Source organism: Paenibacillus sp. MBLB1832, assembly GCF_032271945.1.
Classification (GTDB): Bacteria; Bacillota; Bacilli; order Paenibacillales; family NBRC-103111; genus Paenibacillus_E; species Paenibacillus_E roseopurpureus.
The window spans coordinates 1,443,662-1,462,257 of the sequence record NZ_CP130319.1 but is presented as its reverse complement, the minus strand read 5'-3'; the positions used below and the strand labels follow the sequence as shown (position 1 = coordinate 1,462,257).

Genomic DNA, 18,596 nt, shown 5'->3' with positions numbered 1-18,596 from the left:
TTATGGTAGTTTTAAAATTCTGCTGCATTCGTTGTAATATTCAGTTGCTTTCTCAAAATCTTTCGGCGTATCCAAATCCATAAGGACACCAGGATCGTCTATATTCATATAATTCTTTTCATATAGTTGAAGAATTGCTCTCAGATTACTATCAGGCTTGGCTTCAAGAATGCGTGTCTTTATCTCGCCTGTTAATTTAATCGGGTGTCCGCCTTTCCATTGATAACTTGGAATCACAACCTCCCCCTTTTCTTGTGCTAACTTCCAAATGGTTTCCTTCTGGACAAGGGGACAATCTCCAGGTGTAATAAAAAAGCTAGATGCTTCCACTTCTCTGCAGCCTCTTTGAACGGAACTAAACATACCTTGGTCAAAATGTGGATTAACAACATCTACGATATCCATGTTATATTTGTTTTTCTTCTGCATCTCTGATGTAGCTTCTTGTATCCGTTCGCACTGAAATCCACTTACAACGATAACCCTTTTGCATATGCCTTCAAATTTTGAAACGGTATGCTCCAATACGGTCATTGTCCCTAGTTGTAAAGTCATTTTAAAATCATGTGCTCTGCTTGAAAGTCCGGCTGCAAGGATGATCGCTTCCATCGATTCCACCTCTTTGGCTTCCTATAATATATGCTCCCGAATATTTCGTATTACCTGAGGGAATTAGCCAAGGATATATCCAACCTATCTCTCTCAATGTAGGGGCTCAATAAATACAACCTGAATGCCGCCGCAGATCCCTCCATCTTCATAAAACAGTCCTGCAGTCAGATCAACCGTGTGCTGGATGCTCATCTTTGCGGCTATAACATGCATGGCTATCTCAATCACCTCGCCTTCCCCACACCCCCCTCCGATCGTCCCAGCAATGGTTCCATCGGCATAAATAATCATTTTCGCGCCGACCTTTCTAGGCGTAGATCCCTTCGTTCGAATCACGGTAGCCAATACCGCATTTGTACCGGTAGATTTAATCTGTACGATCCGTTTCAGCAGCTCAAGATCGCTCATTCCTCTTCCACCTGCCTATCCACGATAAAATGGCGGACTTCTTCTTTTAGTGATCTTCCGGATTTCTGATTCTTTACCCGTAAAATTTCCGCCAACACGCTAATTGCTATCTCCTCAGGCGTTTGTGCGCCAATATCCAGACCAATAGGCGCGTATACATGCTGAAACCCGACATCTGGCAAATCCTCATGGAGCTGAGAAAACACACCTGAAATGCGTCTACGGCTTCCAATCATTCCTATGTAGGGAACAGAAAGATGCAGAATTTCACGGAGGATCGCAACATCATACTGATGGCCCCGTGTGAGCAACAATATATAAGGCCGATCCGATATGTCCAAATTTCGGAAATACTCCGTATAGGGTCTACATACAACCTCGTCGGCCCAAGGAAATTGTTCGTTATTCGCAAATTGTGGCCTATCACAAATGACAGTGATATAAAACCCAAGCTTGTTACCCATTTCCACCAATGGCTTCGCCACATGGCCAGCTCCCACAACGATTAGATGCAACGGCTGCGGATACACGTCCACAAAATATTCGATTTCGCAGGACTTTATTTGTGAAATGCACGTATGTGATTTTTGATTGGCCAACGCCATCTTTGCATTTTCCAATAGAGGCTGCCAGTCTTCCATTGCTAATTCTTTTTCACAAAATACGTTTCCACTAGCGTAAACCAGCAGCTTGGTTCCCACAGTAAATTCCGTTAGCTGCCAGTAATGGTTTGGATCGTGAAGATCGATCCTTGTGACTGTGATTAAGGCAACCCCTATTCGACTTTCAATGGAGGAGATCAGTCTCTGATAAAGTTCCATGTTACTCGCCCTCTCTTATAACAAACACTTCATATATAGATATATATATTATTTGAAAGCTATAATTACGACGACTGTTGGGTGACAAATTGGTTTTGAAATGGATAAAGCCAGAAAACATAAGGGGAGGCCACTGAAAAAGTCCCCTTATTGAAAGCAAAGGTACAGATTTCCTCATTTTTTTGAGGATGCTGTACCTTTTTTCTGTATAATTAAGGTATTAAACTTAGTGTAGTTGATGGAACCTATTTCTGCTTTTGCAAAAGTGCGATTCGATAAGCTTCACTATCTAATGTCTGAATTTCATATACCTCTTCTTTGGTCAGCACTTTAGGTAGTCGGATGGCCGAGGCTAGCAGGTAAATTCTCGCGCTTTCTTCCATAATCTCGGTTCGATAATACGCTTCTCTTAGGTTTTTCCCGGACGTCACTAATCCGTGATTTTCCAATAACAAGGTGTCAGAATGAATGATTTTCGCTGCAACGGCGTCGGCCAGCTTCTGTGTCGTGGGCACCACATAATCAATGAATTCCATACTGCCGATAAGTGCTGCCTGATCGGGGAACATGAATGGCAGCTCTCTAGCGATGAGTCCAAGCGCAATACAATTCGCCGGGTGTGTATGCACAATCGCTGTCATGTCCGGTCGGACACGGTATGCGTCCAAATGCATGGTGATCTCCGAAGAGGGACGTAAGGAATTCGCTTCCAGCTGACCTGATTCGATGTCTACAACACACCATTGCTCCGGCTGAATCTCTGCTAAGTCGAATCCGCTTGGTGAAATTAGCATCCTGCCCCCCTCACTCGCACTGATGTTCCCACCCGGTCCCACCACCAGACCCTTGTTCACGATTTTAGCCCCATATTTACTTAATTCTTCTCTAAGTGCTATATAATCCATATTTTCCCTCCCTTTTAACCACAAGTAGATTCTCACAGCCGTGATTTTATTATAAAATTAGCAGGAAAGACTGTCTTTGGATACCATCTCACATTTGCTGGCTCCCATCGTTTTTTATTACCTGCCATGATTGAATTTCTAATCTATCATTTGCACAATATTGACCTATGAGGAGGGCGTGTCCTTGTTTATTCGAAAAAGCGGTTATTACGCCGATACGGCGGGTATGGAGATGGAAAACGGAGGTATCCATCCATACTCTGAACTTTTATATATCGTTGCAGGAAATGCCTTGTTAACCTGGGCGGGTAAAGACTACACCGTTCAGGCGCAAGATCTCATCCTTCTACCTCCAAATACCCCTCATGAATTAAACCGCTTGTCTCCGGGCTTATCCTATTATTATCTGGAGTTGGATCTTGCAGGGGATGTGGCGTTCCCCGACACCAAGAAAGCTAGAATTTGGTGCGAATTACAGTCGGTACTGGATCGGGCCTCGCCTCTTATTCGGATGTTACATGGGAGCTTACAGCTGTTAGGTCAGCTTATTCAGGATCGTGGCCGCTTCCCCTCTACTATTTTTAATTCCTACGTACAATCGGAGCTATCCAATATCCTGTTGAGCGTGGATTATGTGTTACGTTCGGCCACTCCGACCACGGCTGACGGGAATACTTGGGAAGCAGGCAAAAGAAACATCGTTGACACGCTCATGAGCTACATGGAATCGCATTACAAGGAAAACTCGATTACACTCCAAACTTTAGTAAGCCTAGTTCATTTAATCCCTCTTATTTAATTCGTATGTTCAAAGAGATGAGTGGCAAGACCCCGTTTCAGTATTTGAACGAGCTTCGAATGAATGCAGCTGTCAGCTATCTACACGAAAGTGATCTGTCCATTGAACATATCGCTATGGCATCGGGATTTTCATCTATTCACTATTTCAGCCGATTATTTAAGCAGAAATTTGGAGTCAGCCCTACGGGATGGAGAAAAAATCCTACCCGCTAAATATCGTAGCGGGTAGGACTTTTTTATTTGGACTTTATGGGATTATGATTACACCTGCGCGAATACAAACGTTTAGGAATGCGGTAGCGGTCCAAATGGCATCGGGCAGCCACCACGGACTTGTCTCTCCAGTCTATGCACTCGTAGCAGCTGCCATTCTTGACTGCGTACGAGTTGAGCGGTTCGACCGATCTTCATTTCCCAATTCACTCCGGAAGTTGACACGGGAAGATTGGCGAGCACACAATGGTGGAAAGCTCTAAGTGGCAGGGTTCATTCCAATTTTAGTTGAGAGCTTAGTTGTCTGATCTTCCAATTGAAAAATTGGCCGGCACATGTAGGGTGCCACGCTTGGTTATTACGCACACATGCTGCTCCTGATTGAACGAAATTATAAAATTCCCCGCTTGCTTTAGGAACGATCTTGGACAGCATACTTTCCGAGGACCAGGTCATGTTCCCCACTTCCAGCTCCGGACGCATCGCCAAGGCTTTGTACCTCTCGGTCACCCTGATCTCCCCTTAATTTATGGCTACTAATTTTTTTGGCCTTTAGAGAAGGACGAGCTTCTTTAATTAAGGAAGAAGCTCCTTCCATAATGTTTTGAATTGTTCTTCGTCCAATTCGGCGCCCCTCTTGCGATATAAAGAGTGCTGATTACCCGCTCCAAGAGATACTTTTCTATTATATTTGCTACTCCTGTATGAAGTATGTCTGTTCTCAATCTCCTCCCTTACCTATAAAGTGTAATGTTGGATTCTCTCCAAATTGAAAATGCTCGATGTTCAAACCGCGAACCTCTGAGACTCTGTTGAGCATCTGCAGCGGTAACTGCACGATAAAAGCAAACACCACTTTTCCTCACGGGGAAAGAGTGGTGTTTGCTTGTGCTACAACTAAAGGGCTTAATGACTCAGAATATGTTGGGCATCCCGAATCAGTAGTGCAGCCGCACTCGCCTTGATGTGCTTGCCGGATTGAGACTGCAGCTCGGCGATCAGATCGCTGTAGCTGCCAGCCTTGACCTTAGCACGAAGGCTGTTTGCTACGCCGCTGCTGTCGATCGCTCCAGACGTCGCGAATCTGTTGATTTGCGCGTTAAGCGAGTCGCGATCCGCGTATACCAGAAACGTAATGGTTACGGTATTGACATTCCCTGCTTGGTCGCTTGCGCTTACGACAAAGGTGTGATTGCCGAGTGCCAAGCCCGTCAGATCGATCGATTGACCGTTCTGAACGATGCTTCCATCCAGCGTTGCCGTTGTTGTTTCCGTTGCAAGTCCCGATCCACCCGACTCCGTAACAGAGAACTGAACCTTCAAATTGTCGGTATCACGGTAACGCCCACCCTCAGTCGGTATACCGACTGCAATGACTGGTGCTGTTGCATCAACATCGAATACGATCGTCTTAACCGATTCCTCATTGCCTGCGTTATCCTTGGAACGGTAAAGAATCGTGTACGAACCGTCCTGACTCACCTGAAACGCTCCTGTGTAAACATTCCAATGCGCTCCGCCATCAAGACTATACAACGTCTGCGTAACACCGCTCAGGTTATCAGCCGCGTTAAGCGTGACCGTCACGGGGTGCGAATACCAGCCGTTCTGACCGCCTTGCGTAGATGCTACAGTCGCAGATGCCGCAGGTGCGGTCGAATCAACCGACACACTTACGGAACGAGTCGTCTCTTGGTTTCCAGCCTTGTCCGTGGAGCGATAACCTACGGTCGTCTGTCCTTCCTGCCCGATTACGATCGTACCTGCGTATGGTAACCAGGAAACTCCGCCATCTATGGTATATTCCGTGCTCGCCACACCGGATACCGCATCGACAGTGCTTAAGTCGATGGATACAGGCGTGCGGTACCATCCGATCTGTCCATCCGGCTGTGCCGGCGCCAAGGCCGCGGAACTGATCGGACTATTTGTATCCAATTGCAAGCTGAGCGATTGCGCTACTTCCACATTGCCTTCCTTGTCCTTCGAGCGGAAGAGGAACGTTCTCTGGCCGTTATCGTTGACAGTAACAGGCGCCGTGTAAGGCATCCAGCTCGCTCCGCCATCCAAACTATACTCGGTCTTGTCGACTCCTGACATGTTGTCCGTTGCTGTCAAAGTAATCGTAACCGGATTACGATACCATCCGCTCTGTCCATCCGGCTGTGCAGGACTGGTCGAGGAAACAGTAACCGGAGGTTTAAGGTCCACCGTAACCGCACTGCTCAAGTCGGATGCATTGCCGGCAGAATCCACCGCTCTGACGGAGAAGCTGTAGGCCGTGTCAGGCTGCAAGCCTGCAGCGGTATAAGTGGTCTGAGTGATGCCGGCGGCAACACGTTCAGCTCCACAATATAACTCATAAGTTACCGTACCGCCTGCGTCGGCTGATGCACTCCATGCTAAGCTAACGCTGTTCTTCGATGTGCCTGTAACCTGAAGCCCCTCCGGAATGGAAGGCGGAAGCGTATCCGGAGTAACCTGGATCGTTACTTGCTTATCCGCAGCAGTTGCAAAATCAAAGGTAATTGTTGCGGTACCGACAGGCAGGGTGCTCAAATAACTGCTCTTGATTCGGTACACATCTCCTGATACGGTATAATCGACTTTCGGTACGAGGGTGTATGCCCCGTTTTGCAACCCGGAAAACTCGTTTCCGTTCGCCGTTATTGTGAAATCCACATCTAGTGGAGCACCTTTGTTGTAGGACGCGATGGTAGGTGTTACATCCGCCGGTGTCACTGCTACCGTGATCGTCGGAATGGTCGCCGCTTCACTCTCTTTTCCTTTAGCATCCGTAGAAGTCGCTGTCAGCAAGTACACGCCGTCAGCAAGCACCGGCAGCGGCACACTAACTGCAGTGTCGCCTGCGCCCACCGCAGTCGCTATTACTTCTGCCCCATTACGCACCTTTACAATCACGCCAAATTCAGCCTGTAGTGAGATCACGACTTGACCCGACCTTGTTACCACAGCATCTATTGGCGAAACAACGACCGGGGGCGCTGGTGGAGGTATGGATTTGACAGTAAGCAAGGACACTGCCGAATGCCCACCTTCCTCTGTCATAACAGTAATGGTCGCTTTACCTTCACCTATTGCCTTAACCTTCCCCGTTTGAGCGTCAACAACAGCGACAGCAGTATCACTGCTGCTCCACACGGTGGTTGGATTATAGGCGTCAGCGGGAGTCACCACTGCCTCCAGATCCCGCTCAGCGCCCACTGTCAGTTCGAATTCCGAAGGGCTGACAGAGACACCTGTTGTAAGAATCAACGGATAAGAAAACAGCAGATAAGCGCCATTTACACCCTCTCGGCTCTCCAGTCCGGCTAATGTGGCATTGGAGGTTCCTACAACCTCCAGACTGATGATCTTATCTCCAGCACTAAGCTGATTGTTCACATACGGGGTAATATCTATGGACTTCCAACTTCCAGACCCCACACTAAACTTCACATTGCCAACGATAGGGTTGCCTTGTTGCTGCGGCATGTTCTGGTATGTTAGCCCTCTTTCCGTCCAAGAGTCACCCACACCCCATACGGCAAAATCACCGGTATCATTATCTTGGTCCCCAAAAAGATACAATTTAGCGCCCGTTGATCCTGCGGGAACATCGGAGAGATCAAATTGGAGAAACGTTCGGCGGTCCAATCCCGCTTGAGAATTCAGCTTCACAAGCATCCTTGTAGCGGCTCCGTAATTTGATGACGCATTTCCACCATTATTCACATAGGAATCTGCGGAGGCGGAAACCGTATAGCTGGAACGGTCCCGAACGATAACCTGCGTAACTCCCTTCCTTGTTACCCCTTGATAAGTGACATCCGCCGCAATAAACGCCCTGCCGAGCTTATGTCCTGTGACGACTCCATCCTCGTTGATTGTAAGGACGGAGGAATCAGAGCTTCTGTACTTAATAGCAGCAAATTGGGCCTTCGAAACCTCCGATCCATTCGTTAATTTACCGGTTACAGTAAGTCTGGTTTGTTTCCCGATTAATACTTGTGTCGCTTCCGGGTTAACTGCAACGGATTCCAGCGATGCAGGCATCGGAGTAAGAACTGGTGTTACATTACCGATCCGCACTTCCGTATAATTGTTCCAATCATTAACCGTACTCCCATAACCAACTATCTTAACCAATCTCGCTGCGATGGGAGAAAAGGAAAAGGATTGAAGCGGATATTCAACCGGATTCGTAGCCGGTGTTAGCGAGCTTATCACTCTGTCCAGCACCTTCGTGTAGGTGATACCATCCGTCGAAACGAGCACATCAAACGTATACTTCCTGGCGTCGGATTGATTAAATGCAAGCTGAACCTCGCTAATCAACTGATCCTGTCCGAGATTATATTGAATCCATTGACCCGCCCCTTGCGCGCTCCATCTTGTGCTTCCATTCCCGTCCAGCGTGTTCTCTGGCGTATTTCCCGGCTGGAAGCCACTGTAGCTGAGAATACTGCCGCTATCAATCGGATAGATAAAGGAGACTTTATATCGACTATTCTGCTTGGTATGAGTCCTGGATTGAACCTCTACCCAAGCGGAGCCCTGCAGAAGATCGGCTTGGATGACATGAACCTCCAGATCCGGGTCGGACACTGAAGCGGTCACATTTGGAATGGTAGCCCCCAAAGGTAGGATTCGGGAATAACTGAAATTGCCAGGTTGAAAATTGCTAATTGGAATCCCGTCTATTGCAATAGAATCCAGTTTGGCAGCAGGTGAAGCATCTACACTCCACTGGGCCAGCGGTTTCAGACTCGCAACCGGCTCGTCGAGGACATCCCCGGCATAATAAGGAGTCATGAGTACCGATAATGTCGTGGTTCCGGCATTTGGCATATAGATGGTCACATTCTGTATGCCGGCACGTGAATTTTCCAAGGGAGAGCTTGACATTGCTGGACTGAGATAATCGGAATTGCGTACGGTAAAGCTGGCTGCCGCCGGAGATACAATCGTCATTTTCAAGCGTTTATTCTCACTCTTCAAAATAATTGATTTCCCATCTCCGGAAAGCTCCGTCTCAGCTGCAGTGTGCATCGACCACCAGAGTTCTACGGGGACTTGGGTAACCAGCTCGTCTTGAACCATGACACTTCGACGGTTATCGAATAATCGGATTCCTCTGGTTAAGCTGCCCCCTTGTGCATACACATCCTTATAGACAGATGTCAAATCTGCAATTGCAAATGCCTCCTGTTCGGAGGATCCGAAGCGACTGATCACCGCCTTCGCGGTTGGATCCTGATCCGGTGCCGTCCCAGGATTCACAAGAAGGGTATTATGCCCTTCAGCACGCTTCGTATAATATTTCCATCGCTCTCCGGATGCCCCTGTCTGAAAGTAGTTAGGCAGCAAGTAGCTGTCCAGTCCAAAATCCTGTGCCCACCGCACACCTAACGCATCCATAACAAAGGTCCCGACATCCAAGTCACCATGACTTGCAGCTAAATTATCGCCAGCTTTGAAAGAAACGGAGGTGCCCGATGACTGATCCCAGCTACTTCGCATAGAGAATAGCTCCACTTTGCCGAAATATTTGTCCAAAGGTGTTTGTGATTCATTCAGGCTCTTATCATAGGCCGGATCGTACCAGATCAAATCCTTTGGCTCACCTAGCGTCAAAGCTTTTCTCCATCTTGCGTATTCCGGATGATGAAATTGCTTGGCATAATAGAACATGGCCGGTGTGCTTGAGCTTGCCGTTAAACCGTCACCGAAGTTCACAGCTTGCCCCGTACTACCGGATAGATAAATCGGATAGAGCGATGTTTGATCTAACGCTGGCGTGGATAGAAGACCCATATCGGTACCTAACGACGATTGAAGAGAGGCAATGTAGGTGGTGAAGTAGTCTACTGCATAGCTCCAATACGTGGCTCCCTCCATCCAACCTCCATCTGGAGCGAATTCCGTTGTTACATTCGGTAAGGAACGCTTGGTAAATTGGATGATTTGCTCGGACAGGACCGGTTCCTCATCGCCGATTGCCAACGCCCCAAGTCCTAAGCCGCCATTGGTTACGAAGTTCCAATTATTATTGATGGTTACCCATCCGTTCCGGCCAAAATCTCCCCAATTATCCTTATCCACGGGCTTGGGTGCTCCATTATAGTGGCTGTCATAGGTGGCTTTGCCCGGTAATAACCCTTTATTAACAATAGCATTGCGTACAACCAATTTCTGACTCTCATCCAAATAGTCATAAAGCCAATCATACCCGATCGCGAATGCGGCCGTCATCTCGGCAGTATCCAGGAAATGATAGGGATACCAATCTGGGAAAGCCGCGGCCGTATTCAACTCTGTCCAAGCCCGGTTCGCGTAGGCTGTTGCAAGTGCGATGTTTGATTCTTTTTGAACACGATACATCATGGCCAAGGTCTGAACCCTTGTAAGAACTTGCCTGCTAGTTGCCAGTAATCCTTCGCCTGAAGTGACGTTATAGGTTGACGGCGCAAGCTGAAGCATACCCTGGGCGTCATGATCCAGCTTGGCAAACCATTCTTTATAGGGGCTTGTTTGGTTGGCTACATGGGTTTGAATTCTTTGGAAGTCTGCTTTGGTCGCTAGCAGCCTTGGGTGCTCGTTAAGAAGCGAACGCATCGTTGGTTCGGTTACTCCTCGGAGAGAATCGGTTACAATAGCGTTGCCTAGCACAGCTCCTCCGTTCAATGATCGGATTGCGTTCGCTTGAAGTTTTATTTTATTCTCTGTGCCTTTTAGACCATAGCCTAGTCGAATAACAATCGTATTGCCTTGAATGAAAATTTGGTCGTTTTCTCCTAATGGCTTGAACTGCACCCCATCCGATGCAATCGATGCCATCTCTTTCAGATTTGTGGTATTTGCCATAATCGGCTGATCAAATTGCAGCGTAACCGTTGTGTTCGTAGGATTGACTGTTTCTCCGGTCAGTACAGGAGGCAATGAAGGGGCCGCTTCCGAAAGCCCTTTGAGCGGTGGTGTCAAGATATCTATGGCATTCGTATTTCCGTATATATCCGTAAGTGCACCCCCAGAGATTTTCAACACATTCTCGCTTCCCAATAATGGAGCAGCAAGTTGAATGCTTATGCTATTTCCTTGAATGAAAACTTGGTCATTTGACTGAAGGGGACTAAAGCTATTTCCATAAGTTGCAAGTGACACAGATGATTGAAGTGCTGCTAATTGATTTTGGAGCTGTCTGTCGAATTGCAGCGTTATCGTTCTGGCATCATTGCCTACGATGGCGTTTGTTAATTCCGGCGCTGCATTAAGACCCATGGTAACATTATCCAACGATATGTTTTTGGGAGCTGTACTCAATTTTTTAATAGCAATATAGCCAAATTCATCCACGATCGAACTTGTAAAACTGATATTTCCACCACTGCTTTGTGGAACACCGTTTACATAAAGCTTATACTTTTTCGTCGCATAATCGAGTATACCGGAGATCGTTGCGTAAGTATTGGGTACAAGCTTCATTACCGTGGTTTGATCCGACTGCTTAACACTAATCCAGGTTCCCCCGTTTTTGTACTGGATGGTTCCATCCGCGTTAATGGACAGGGTTATGGCATATCCTTGATTCGTGCCGTTAAGATCCCGAATGCCGACTTCCCAATCTTGGGCGTAAGCCCCCGGTTGGTCATTCATATTGACATCCAGGCTGAAGCTCATTTTACTGTTTAAAGGGGGTCCTGGCTGAACGCCCAATTCCGCAGCAGTCGGAAGAAAACGAATCTGTTCGAATTGGGCTCCTGTGCTCTGAGAACGAAGGCCGGCACCGGTCTTACCAGCTGTAGGATCTACTTTGAACAATACCGTGTTGGTGCCTCTTCCCCACTTCACTCCGCTGGCCGGTTGATTATATACGTCAGCATTCATCGTATAGCTCTCGCTACTCTCAAAACCGATAGTGAACGGCTTGTTGCCTGCAGCAAACGCCTTCTCAAGCGGTAACCATGAACTGCCGAGAGATGATAGTACCAGGAGCGCGCTAAGCATAAATTTAATTATGGATCTAATCCGAACAAACTTAATCAAATAAGTCACCTCCAGTATTTTGAAAACGGTTCCATTCTTGGTATTGGAAGACCCTCCGCGAGGGAGGGTTCGTTCCAATTTTTTATTGATTACTTCTTCTTATTCGCGTTGTACCAATCGGTATCTTCCTTCAGAATGGCTCCACCTTCTGTACGATATCGCTTCACATACTCATCGAAGGTTGCATCCAGCGGAGAATTGCCTACGACAATCTTCGCTGCCATTTCGCGCCATGCATTATCCAAATTCGTCTTTACACCATTTAACTGGGGATTCACGGGCTTGCCTAACAGCGGGTATGAAACACCTTCACTATTGGCTTGATCCACGGTAGTTTTCAGCTTGGCTGCAATCTCCGGAGATTGTTTGACTGCTGTAATGCTTTCATTGAAGCTGTGCATTTTGAATAAATTCTCGCGAAGCTGATTTACTTTGCTGTCTGTATCCTTTTTTGCGTCGTACACATACTTGTCGCCTTCTTTTTTGTAGGTATCGCCTTCAATGCCCATTTCGGCAAAGCGCTGCCCCTCTTCCGAATACAGCCAATCAAAAAGCTTCACGATCGCTTCAGGGTTCTTGGCGTCCTTGTCCACAATATAAGCTTTGCTAATAGGATTAATGATGCGACCTACGGGTCCTGTTACTCCATTTGCCTTGGGAGTTGCAATCGTAATAACTTGCGGCTTTTTATCCGGAAGAGCCTTGTTCAAATCATCCTGCCATTTTGGCAGCAAATCAACCGCATGGTTCCATACGCCGACCTGGTCCGCTTTAATCTTTTGTTCCCATTGGGGACGCTGATTCGTTAGGAAATCGGCATCCAGCAGCTTTTCATCATACAACGTCTTAAAGAAACCAATTGCCTTCTTCATATTCACAGACATATTGCCGTTAATAATTTCTCCATTCTCCAAAACCGGATTATCCGGATTGATCCCAAACATGCCAAAAATATTTTCTCCCCACGACCACTTGTCGCGCATGGAGAATGGGATTTCATCCTTTTTGCCGTTGCCATTCGGGTCCTTATCCCGGAATTCACGCAGTACATGCAGCAGCTCATCCGATGTTTTGGGCACCTGCAGACCCAGCTTGTCTAACCAATCCTTGCGGATGTACAGAATTCGCTCAGTTTTGGCAAAGGACGGTGAAGGAATTCCAAGTATCTTACCTTTATCTGTAATCGCATCCCAGGTTTCCTGTGGCACATTCTTCTTGATGTTCGGACCATATTTATCGATGTATGGCTTTAGATCCATCGCACGCCCTGCAACAATGAGATCATCGAATAAACCGTAGCCTAAATGAACGTCACCGTAATCTCCCGAAGCAACCTTCAACCGGTAATTCTCAATCGCATTGGAGGCAGACATGAACTCAATATTCAAATTTGTATTCGTCTTCTCCGCCAAATATTTAACGAACGGGATTTCCATAGCATTGCTCGTTGATACCGGCTGGTTAAAATCTGGAACATACATTTTGATCTTGGCCGGAACACTCGGTGAATTCACAGCAGGTGTAGCTTCACTCTTCTTCTCTGTGGAGCAAGCCGCCAAACTGGTCATAATTGCTGCTACACTCACCATGCTTACTGCCATTCTAAACGATTTCATTTTAGTAGACCTCCTAATTTATGTTTCTATCTATATGAATGGCCGTGCCAAACATATCATAACGTAATCCTTATTCCTTGAGCGAGCCTACAAGTGCGCCTTTAATAAAATGCTTTTGAATAAATGGATAAATCAATACGATTGGCACGGTTGAAATAACGATAGTCGCCATCTGAATCCCTTGGGGGGAAACGGTCATTGCTGATTCCAGCAGCGCAGAGGAGCTTTCGTTTGTACTGCCTCCATTAATGACATTGTACAAATAGAGCTGCAGAGGGCGCAGAGTCGGCTTCGTCACATAGATCAGTGCGGAGAAAAAATTGTTCCAGTGTCCCACGGCATAAAATAACATCAAAGTGACCATAATGGGCTTGGACAAAGGAACGGCAATCTGGTAAAGAATGCGATATTCACCCATGCCATCCACACGCGCCGCTTCAAAAAGCTCCTCAGGTAAAGAACGGAAGAATGTCAGGCAGAGAATCATATTGAAAGCGCTGATTGCCGATGGAATGATCAGTGCCCACAGCGTATTGAGCATTCCCAATTGCTTAACAACCAAGAAGGTGGGAATGAGTGGTGCCTGGAAAATCATCGTAATCAAAATGTAAATAATTACACCTTGACGCCACTTTAAATCATGTTTAGATAACGGATACGCCGTCAGGACGGTCAGAACAATATTTAATAATGTTCCTATAGTAACGACAAGAATGGAAATTTGAAACGACTTCCAGAAAGCCGAATTGGCAATCACATAATGAATATTATCCCAGCTAAAAGCGACAGGCCATATTCCCACTTGACCCTGCACAATTGCATTCGTCGAGCTGAAGGCACCCGCAACTACATGCAACACCGGGATCATAATGAAGGCTGCTACTACAAGCAGGAAGCCTCCATTGATTACATCGAATAGCCGCTCTGCCGGTGATTGTTTGATTTTAATATCCGCCACCTCCTAATAGATGCTCTCTCCGGTCGTTGATTTACTAATGCGGTTCGCAAACAATAATAAGGTCATACCGACCAGTGACTTAAACAAACCAATAGCTGCTGTGACACTGTACAAGCCGGTTTGTATGCCAGTACGGTATGCATAGGTGTCAAGGATTTCAGATACGGGCAGATTCGCCGGATTCTGAAATACAAACACTTGCTCGAAACCAATTTCCAGTACATTTCCAACTCTGAGCAGCAGAAGAATCATGACGGTTGGGAGCAATCCCGGCATCGTAATATGAACAAATTGCTTCCATCTTCCGGCGCCGTCCATTTTGGCCGCTTCATAAAGGGAAGGGGAGATTCCGGCAATAGCCGCCAAGTAAATAATGGCACTCCATCCCATCTCCTTCCACATCCCTGAGATCACCATGATAGAACGAAAATGATCGACACTCTGTAGAAACATGATCGGTTCCCCTCCTAATGAACCAATGAGCTCATTCACCAGTCCCCGGGAGGATAGCAGCATGAAGGAAAATCCAAAAACCACAGTCCAGGAAAAGAAGTGAGGTAAATACACAATCGTTTGAAGAACCCGCTTAGCTGCCATCATCCTAATTTCATTAAGCAAGAGTGCCAGAATGATCGGTGCAGGAAACGAAAACACAATTTGATAGATACTTAAAATAATTGTGTTCCAAACAATATTTCGTAGATGGGGATATTCGAAAATGGCTTCAAAGTGCTTTAGTCCCACCCAAGGGCTTTTCCAGAAGCCTTCCAGCCCCAGCATAAAATTGTAATCCTGAAATGCGATAACGCTTCCTATCAATGGCAAATACTTAAACACGAAAAAGTACAGCAAACCGGGAATTAGCATGACATAAAACGCATTATACTTGCGGATATAGCTGCCAAGGCCTTGTCTCTTATCCCTTCCGTTCGTTGTGCTAACCGTACGGTTCGGTGACACATCGATCCTCTCTGCATACATGGGGTTTCCTCCATCCATCAACATCTTCTTTGTATAGGCTTATTGTACCAGTCTCCATCGAGCCACCTCAACGAGGGGATATGAGCATTTTATTTGTAATATAACGATTTCACATGGGATAAAAGAATAATATTCGCATAAATAAAAGAAGCGCTCTCCCAGTGGAAGAACGCTTCTCTGTCAGTTTTCCATTCGTTTCTTATACTCCATAGGACTAAGCCCGTAATAACCCTTAAACAACTGAGAGAAGTGCATGCTATTGTCATAACCCACAGCAAAGGAAATTTCATAAGCCTTCATGTTAGTAGACAGCAAGAGCTCCCTGGCCTTCATCATCCGAAGGGAAACAACATAGTTCCATATGGTCGTACCCGTTTCCTGTTTAAAAAGGTTCACGATGTAGCTGCGGCTCATCTCCACATGGTCAGCAACATCCTGCAAGCTAAGCTTTTCCGTGTAGTGCTCTTTAAGCATGAGTTTGATTTGCTCCACAACTCTACGGGATTGAATATCACGCAGTCCCTTCGTGGCTTGAAACAAACGATGCGCTCCTTCCTCCAGCCTTCGAACCGCGCACAACCGGAAGTAGCTTCGGAGCTTGGCCAGTGGGATCGTCTTCTCACCCAAGCCTAAATCCTTCCCTTCTTCCAATTGAAGATCGGTCCGGTCGGATTTTATGGAGTCTACTACCAATTTTAGCCATACCATTGCAAGTGGGTTGAGCAAATAATAATTCGTCCCTACCCAGCCCTCTAGCATTTCCAACGTATCAACAACCATGAGAGGCATCGTATCGAACTTGTACGTCTGTACATGTTCAATCCAACGGTCCAGCATATGCCGATTCTGGGGCAGACAACCAGTCAAAAGGTCCGTTGCATGCCGATGCCGATGCTCATCGATAACAGCCACCGTACGACTCAACGATTCGTACAGCATGTCAGCGTCTAAGGGCTTGAGCAAATAATCGACTGCCCCCAGTTGAAGCCCTTTTTTGGCATAACTGAAATCATCATAGCTGGATACGATAATGGACTTCATCCAAGGATATTTCCCGTTAATTTCCTCTATTAATGTTAATCCGTCGACAATGGGCATGCGTACGTCCGTAATGCACAGATCCGCATAATGTTGCTCCAGCCATTCTAATGCTTCATTACCGTTGGATACACTTCCTGATACTACGGTTAGCTCACTATATTGTTCTATGCGCTTTGACAAACTGTTACGGATAATGGGTTCATCATCCACTACAAGTATACGATACATCTAGTCAGCCCCCTTTACTGGTTGACAAGGAAAACGCAAGGTTACCAGCGCTCCTCTTCCACCCTCTGCATTAGCCAGAAATACACCTGCTTCGGAATCGGGAAACATCATCCGTATCCGGTAATGGACGTTAAGGAGGCCGATGTGCTTCAAGTGGTTGTACTTAACCAAAAAGTCCGGATCATGAAGCTGTTGAGATAAACGATCAAGCTCGTCCTGCGTAAAGCCAGGGCCATTGTCCTGGAAATGAACAGCCATATATTCGGTGGACTCCCGTATGAGACGAATATGAACAAACAAGGGAAGCCCGGTTTTCTCTAAGCCGTGTTTGATGCTATTCTCGACGATAGGCTGGAAAACAGCCACGATACAGGGAATTTCCGAGCATCCCTCTAAGTCTTCAATTTCATATTGAAACTTTTCCTCGTAGCGTATTTTAATGATATTCATAAAATGAATGACGTGCCGGATCTCGTCTCCGATGGTTACGTTCCTGTCGTGCAAAGCAGCCGAATAACGCAGCATTCTGGACAAGCCCACGGTCATCGTCTGAATGGGCTGATGATCTATCATATTGGCAAGGGAATTAATCGATTCAAGCGTATTATACAGAAAATGAGAATTAATTTGGGATTGGAGCGCATGGTAGGCTGCCTCCTTTTGCTTCACCTTCGATTCCGACAATTGATGGATGACACTCTGCAAATTGTCCAGCATGGAATTGTATGCTCTTCCGAGGTCCCCCACCTCGTCATGTCCGATGATCGTCGCTCTTGGCTCCATTTTACCAAGCTCCGTTTGTTTAATGACCTGCCTTATATTGCGAATTCCTGCCATATATTTCGATATAAGTGTTACGATCAGTATGCTGGCAGCCATAATTCCAATGATGGATATGCTGAATGTCATATTGCGCACTCGGACAATGCTCTGGGATACTTCCCCGAATGGAACCTCCACAACAGATTTCCAACCAGTAAATGGAACGGTCTGGAACATGACAAGTTCATTTGTTCTTTTTCTGGAGAAAAATCCATTTTCCTTTTGCTGAACTTCCCTCATAAGATCGGCGTCTGCAGCATGACCGATTTGCTCGGTATTCGGATGGGCTACGATGATCCCATTTTTGTCTACGATGAATCCGATGCCGTTCTCGGCAAGCTCCATTTCATTGAGAATACGGTTGATCGGTTCCAGGGAAACATCCATCTTAATAAAACCGTTTTGTCCATTATAGGTGGTGAAGTTTTTGACAAAAGAGAGCAAAGGCATGTATGTCGGCTTCCCGTCAGAGGTCAGGATATGATGCGACTGAACTAAGTAAATCTGCGTTTTACCGCTCTCTGGTAGCGTTTGGAACCAAGGCTCGCTAGTTACGGTATAATCCTTGTCCATCCCCTTGAGCGCATAAGACATTTCATTTCCATTTCTATTATATAAGGTGATACTTACTATCTCTGGATGCAAGCGGTTAAAGGGTGTGAAATTCTTCTCCTCCAGCTGCGTGTAGGCCAAATACATTTGGATCCGGTTCCCTTGGCTCGCATTGATCCATTCCTGATAATCTCTGCTTAATCCAATCAGCGACAGAGCCTGCTCATATTCATTAAAGTACCGATTTAAATTCAAATTTCCTTGCTTGAGTACCAGATTGCTAAAGCGCTCCACATCCTGTCGGATTGTTCGCGAGGTCTCATAATAACTGAATAACCCGATGGACAGAACCATGCATAAGATCACCGAAATATTCATGATCAGCAATTTTCGCTGCAAGGAGGTCCTATTTCTTTTCATATTCCTATTCATTGGCACAATAACCACCCTACCGAAAGATGTTCCCGATATGATTACTGTATAATGAACCTTGTCGTGTGTCCATAGTTCCCATCCATAATGTACGATTCCCCTGTATGATTGTACGATCACCTTCTTGTTCCCTAAAATCTTATTCTCTTACAATGATTAT

General features: G+C 46.3%; 14 protein-coding genes. 3 read left to right on the top strand and 11 right to left on the bottom strand.

Annotation, left to right across the window (positions count from 1 at the left end):
- From MJB10_RS06650 to MJB10_RS06635, 4 genes are all read right to left on the bottom strand, one after another.
- Window positions 1–609, bottom strand: a complete 609-nt coding sequence (locus MJB10_RS06650) for a nucleotidyltransferase family protein (RefSeq protein ID WP_314802799.1) — start codon at window positions 607–609, stop codon at window positions 1–3.
- Window positions 610–702: 93 nt separating this feature from the next.
- On the bottom strand, window positions 703–1,020 hold the full coding sequence (locus tag MJB10_RS06645) for an XdhC family protein (RefSeq protein WP_314802797.1): 318 nt from the start codon (window positions 1,018–1,020) through the stop codon (window positions 703–705).
- Window positions 1,017–1,841, bottom strand: a complete 825-nt coding sequence (locus MJB10_RS06640; protein WP_314802795.1) for an XdhC family protein — start codon at window positions 1,839–1,841, stop codon at window positions 1,017–1,019. The genes MJB10_RS06645 and MJB10_RS06640 overlap by 4 nt, the downstream gene beginning before the upstream one ends.
- A 245-nt stretch (window positions 1,842–2,086) precedes the next feature.
- A complete protein-coding gene (locus MJB10_RS06635; protein WP_314802793.1) occupies window positions 2,087–2,746 on the bottom strand; it encodes a class II aldolase/adducin family protein in 660 nt (219 codons plus the stop codon).
- A 184-nt stretch (window positions 2,747–2,930) separates the two neighbouring features.
- Here MJB10_RS06635 and MJB10_RS06630 point away from each other — a divergent pair, with 184 nt between their 5' ends.
- The 3 genes from MJB10_RS06630 to MJB10_RS06625 are packed head-to-tail and all read left to right on the top strand — an operon-like array spanning window position 2,931 to window position 4,023.
- The gene (locus MJB10_RS06630) at window positions 2,931–3,545 is read left to right on the top strand and encodes a cupin domain-containing protein (protein WP_314802791.1); all 615 of its coding nucleotides are present in this window, start codon (window positions 2,931–2,933) and stop codon (window positions 3,543–3,545) included.
- 5 nt (window positions 3,546–3,550) lie between these two features.
- Window positions 3,551–3,760, top strand: a complete 210-nt coding sequence (locus MJB10_RS26675) for a helix-turn-helix domain-containing protein (RefSeq protein WP_397386579.1) — start codon at window positions 3,551–3,553, stop codon at window positions 3,758–3,760.
- Complete coding sequence (locus MJB10_RS06625) at window positions 3,736–4,023, top strand: hypothetical protein (RefSeq protein WP_314802789.1); 288 nt, start codon at window positions 3,736–3,738, stop codon at window positions 4,021–4,023. Before MJB10_RS26675 ends, MJB10_RS06625 begins: the two co-directional genes overlap by 25 nt.
- Window positions 4,024–4,033: 10 nt before the next feature.
- Here MJB10_RS06625 and MJB10_RS06620 read toward each other — a convergent pair whose 3' ends face one another.
- The 7 genes from MJB10_RS06620 to MJB10_RS06590 form a co-directional block, all read right to left on the bottom strand.
- Entirely contained in the window at window positions 4,034–4,270 is a 237-nt protein-coding gene (locus tag MJB10_RS06620; RefSeq protein ID WP_314802788.1) for a hypothetical protein, read from the bottom strand.
- A 396-nt stretch (window positions 4,271–4,666) separates the two neighbouring features.
- Complete coding sequence (locus MJB10_RS06615) at window positions 4,667–11,806, bottom strand: OmpL47-type beta-barrel domain-containing protein (RefSeq protein ID WP_314802786.1); 7,140 nt, start codon at window positions 11,804–11,806, stop codon at window positions 4,667–4,669.
- A gap of 89 nt (window positions 11,807–11,895) precedes the next feature.
- Complete coding sequence (locus tag MJB10_RS06610) at window positions 11,896–13,422, bottom strand: extracellular solute-binding protein (RefSeq protein WP_314802785.1); 1,527 nt, start codon at window positions 13,420–13,422, stop codon at window positions 11,896–11,898.
- 70 nt (window positions 13,423–13,492) lie between these two features.
- A complete protein-coding gene (locus MJB10_RS06605; protein WP_314802784.1) occupies window positions 13,493–14,380 on the bottom strand; it encodes a carbohydrate ABC transporter permease in 888 nt (295 codons plus the stop codon).
- A 3-nt stretch (window positions 14,381–14,383) separates the two neighbouring features.
- Window positions 14,384–15,361, bottom strand: coding sequence for an ABC transporter permease (locus MJB10_RS06600; protein ID WP_314802782.1), 978 nt, complete (start codon window positions 15,359–15,361; stop codon window positions 14,384–14,386).
- Window positions 15,362–15,541: 180 nt separating this feature from the next.
- Window positions 15,542–16,630, bottom strand: a complete 1,089-nt coding sequence (locus tag MJB10_RS06595) for a response regulator transcription factor (RefSeq protein ID WP_314802780.1) — start codon at window positions 16,628–16,630, stop codon at window positions 15,542–15,544.
- Window positions 16,631–18,424 carry a cache domain-containing sensor histidine kinase gene (locus MJB10_RS06590; protein WP_314802778.1) on the bottom strand — a complete coding sequence of 598 codons (1,794 nt, stop codon included), beginning with the start codon at window positions 18,422–18,424 and terminating at the stop codon, window positions 16,631–16,633.
- Window positions 18,425–18,596: the final 172 nt, after the last annotated feature.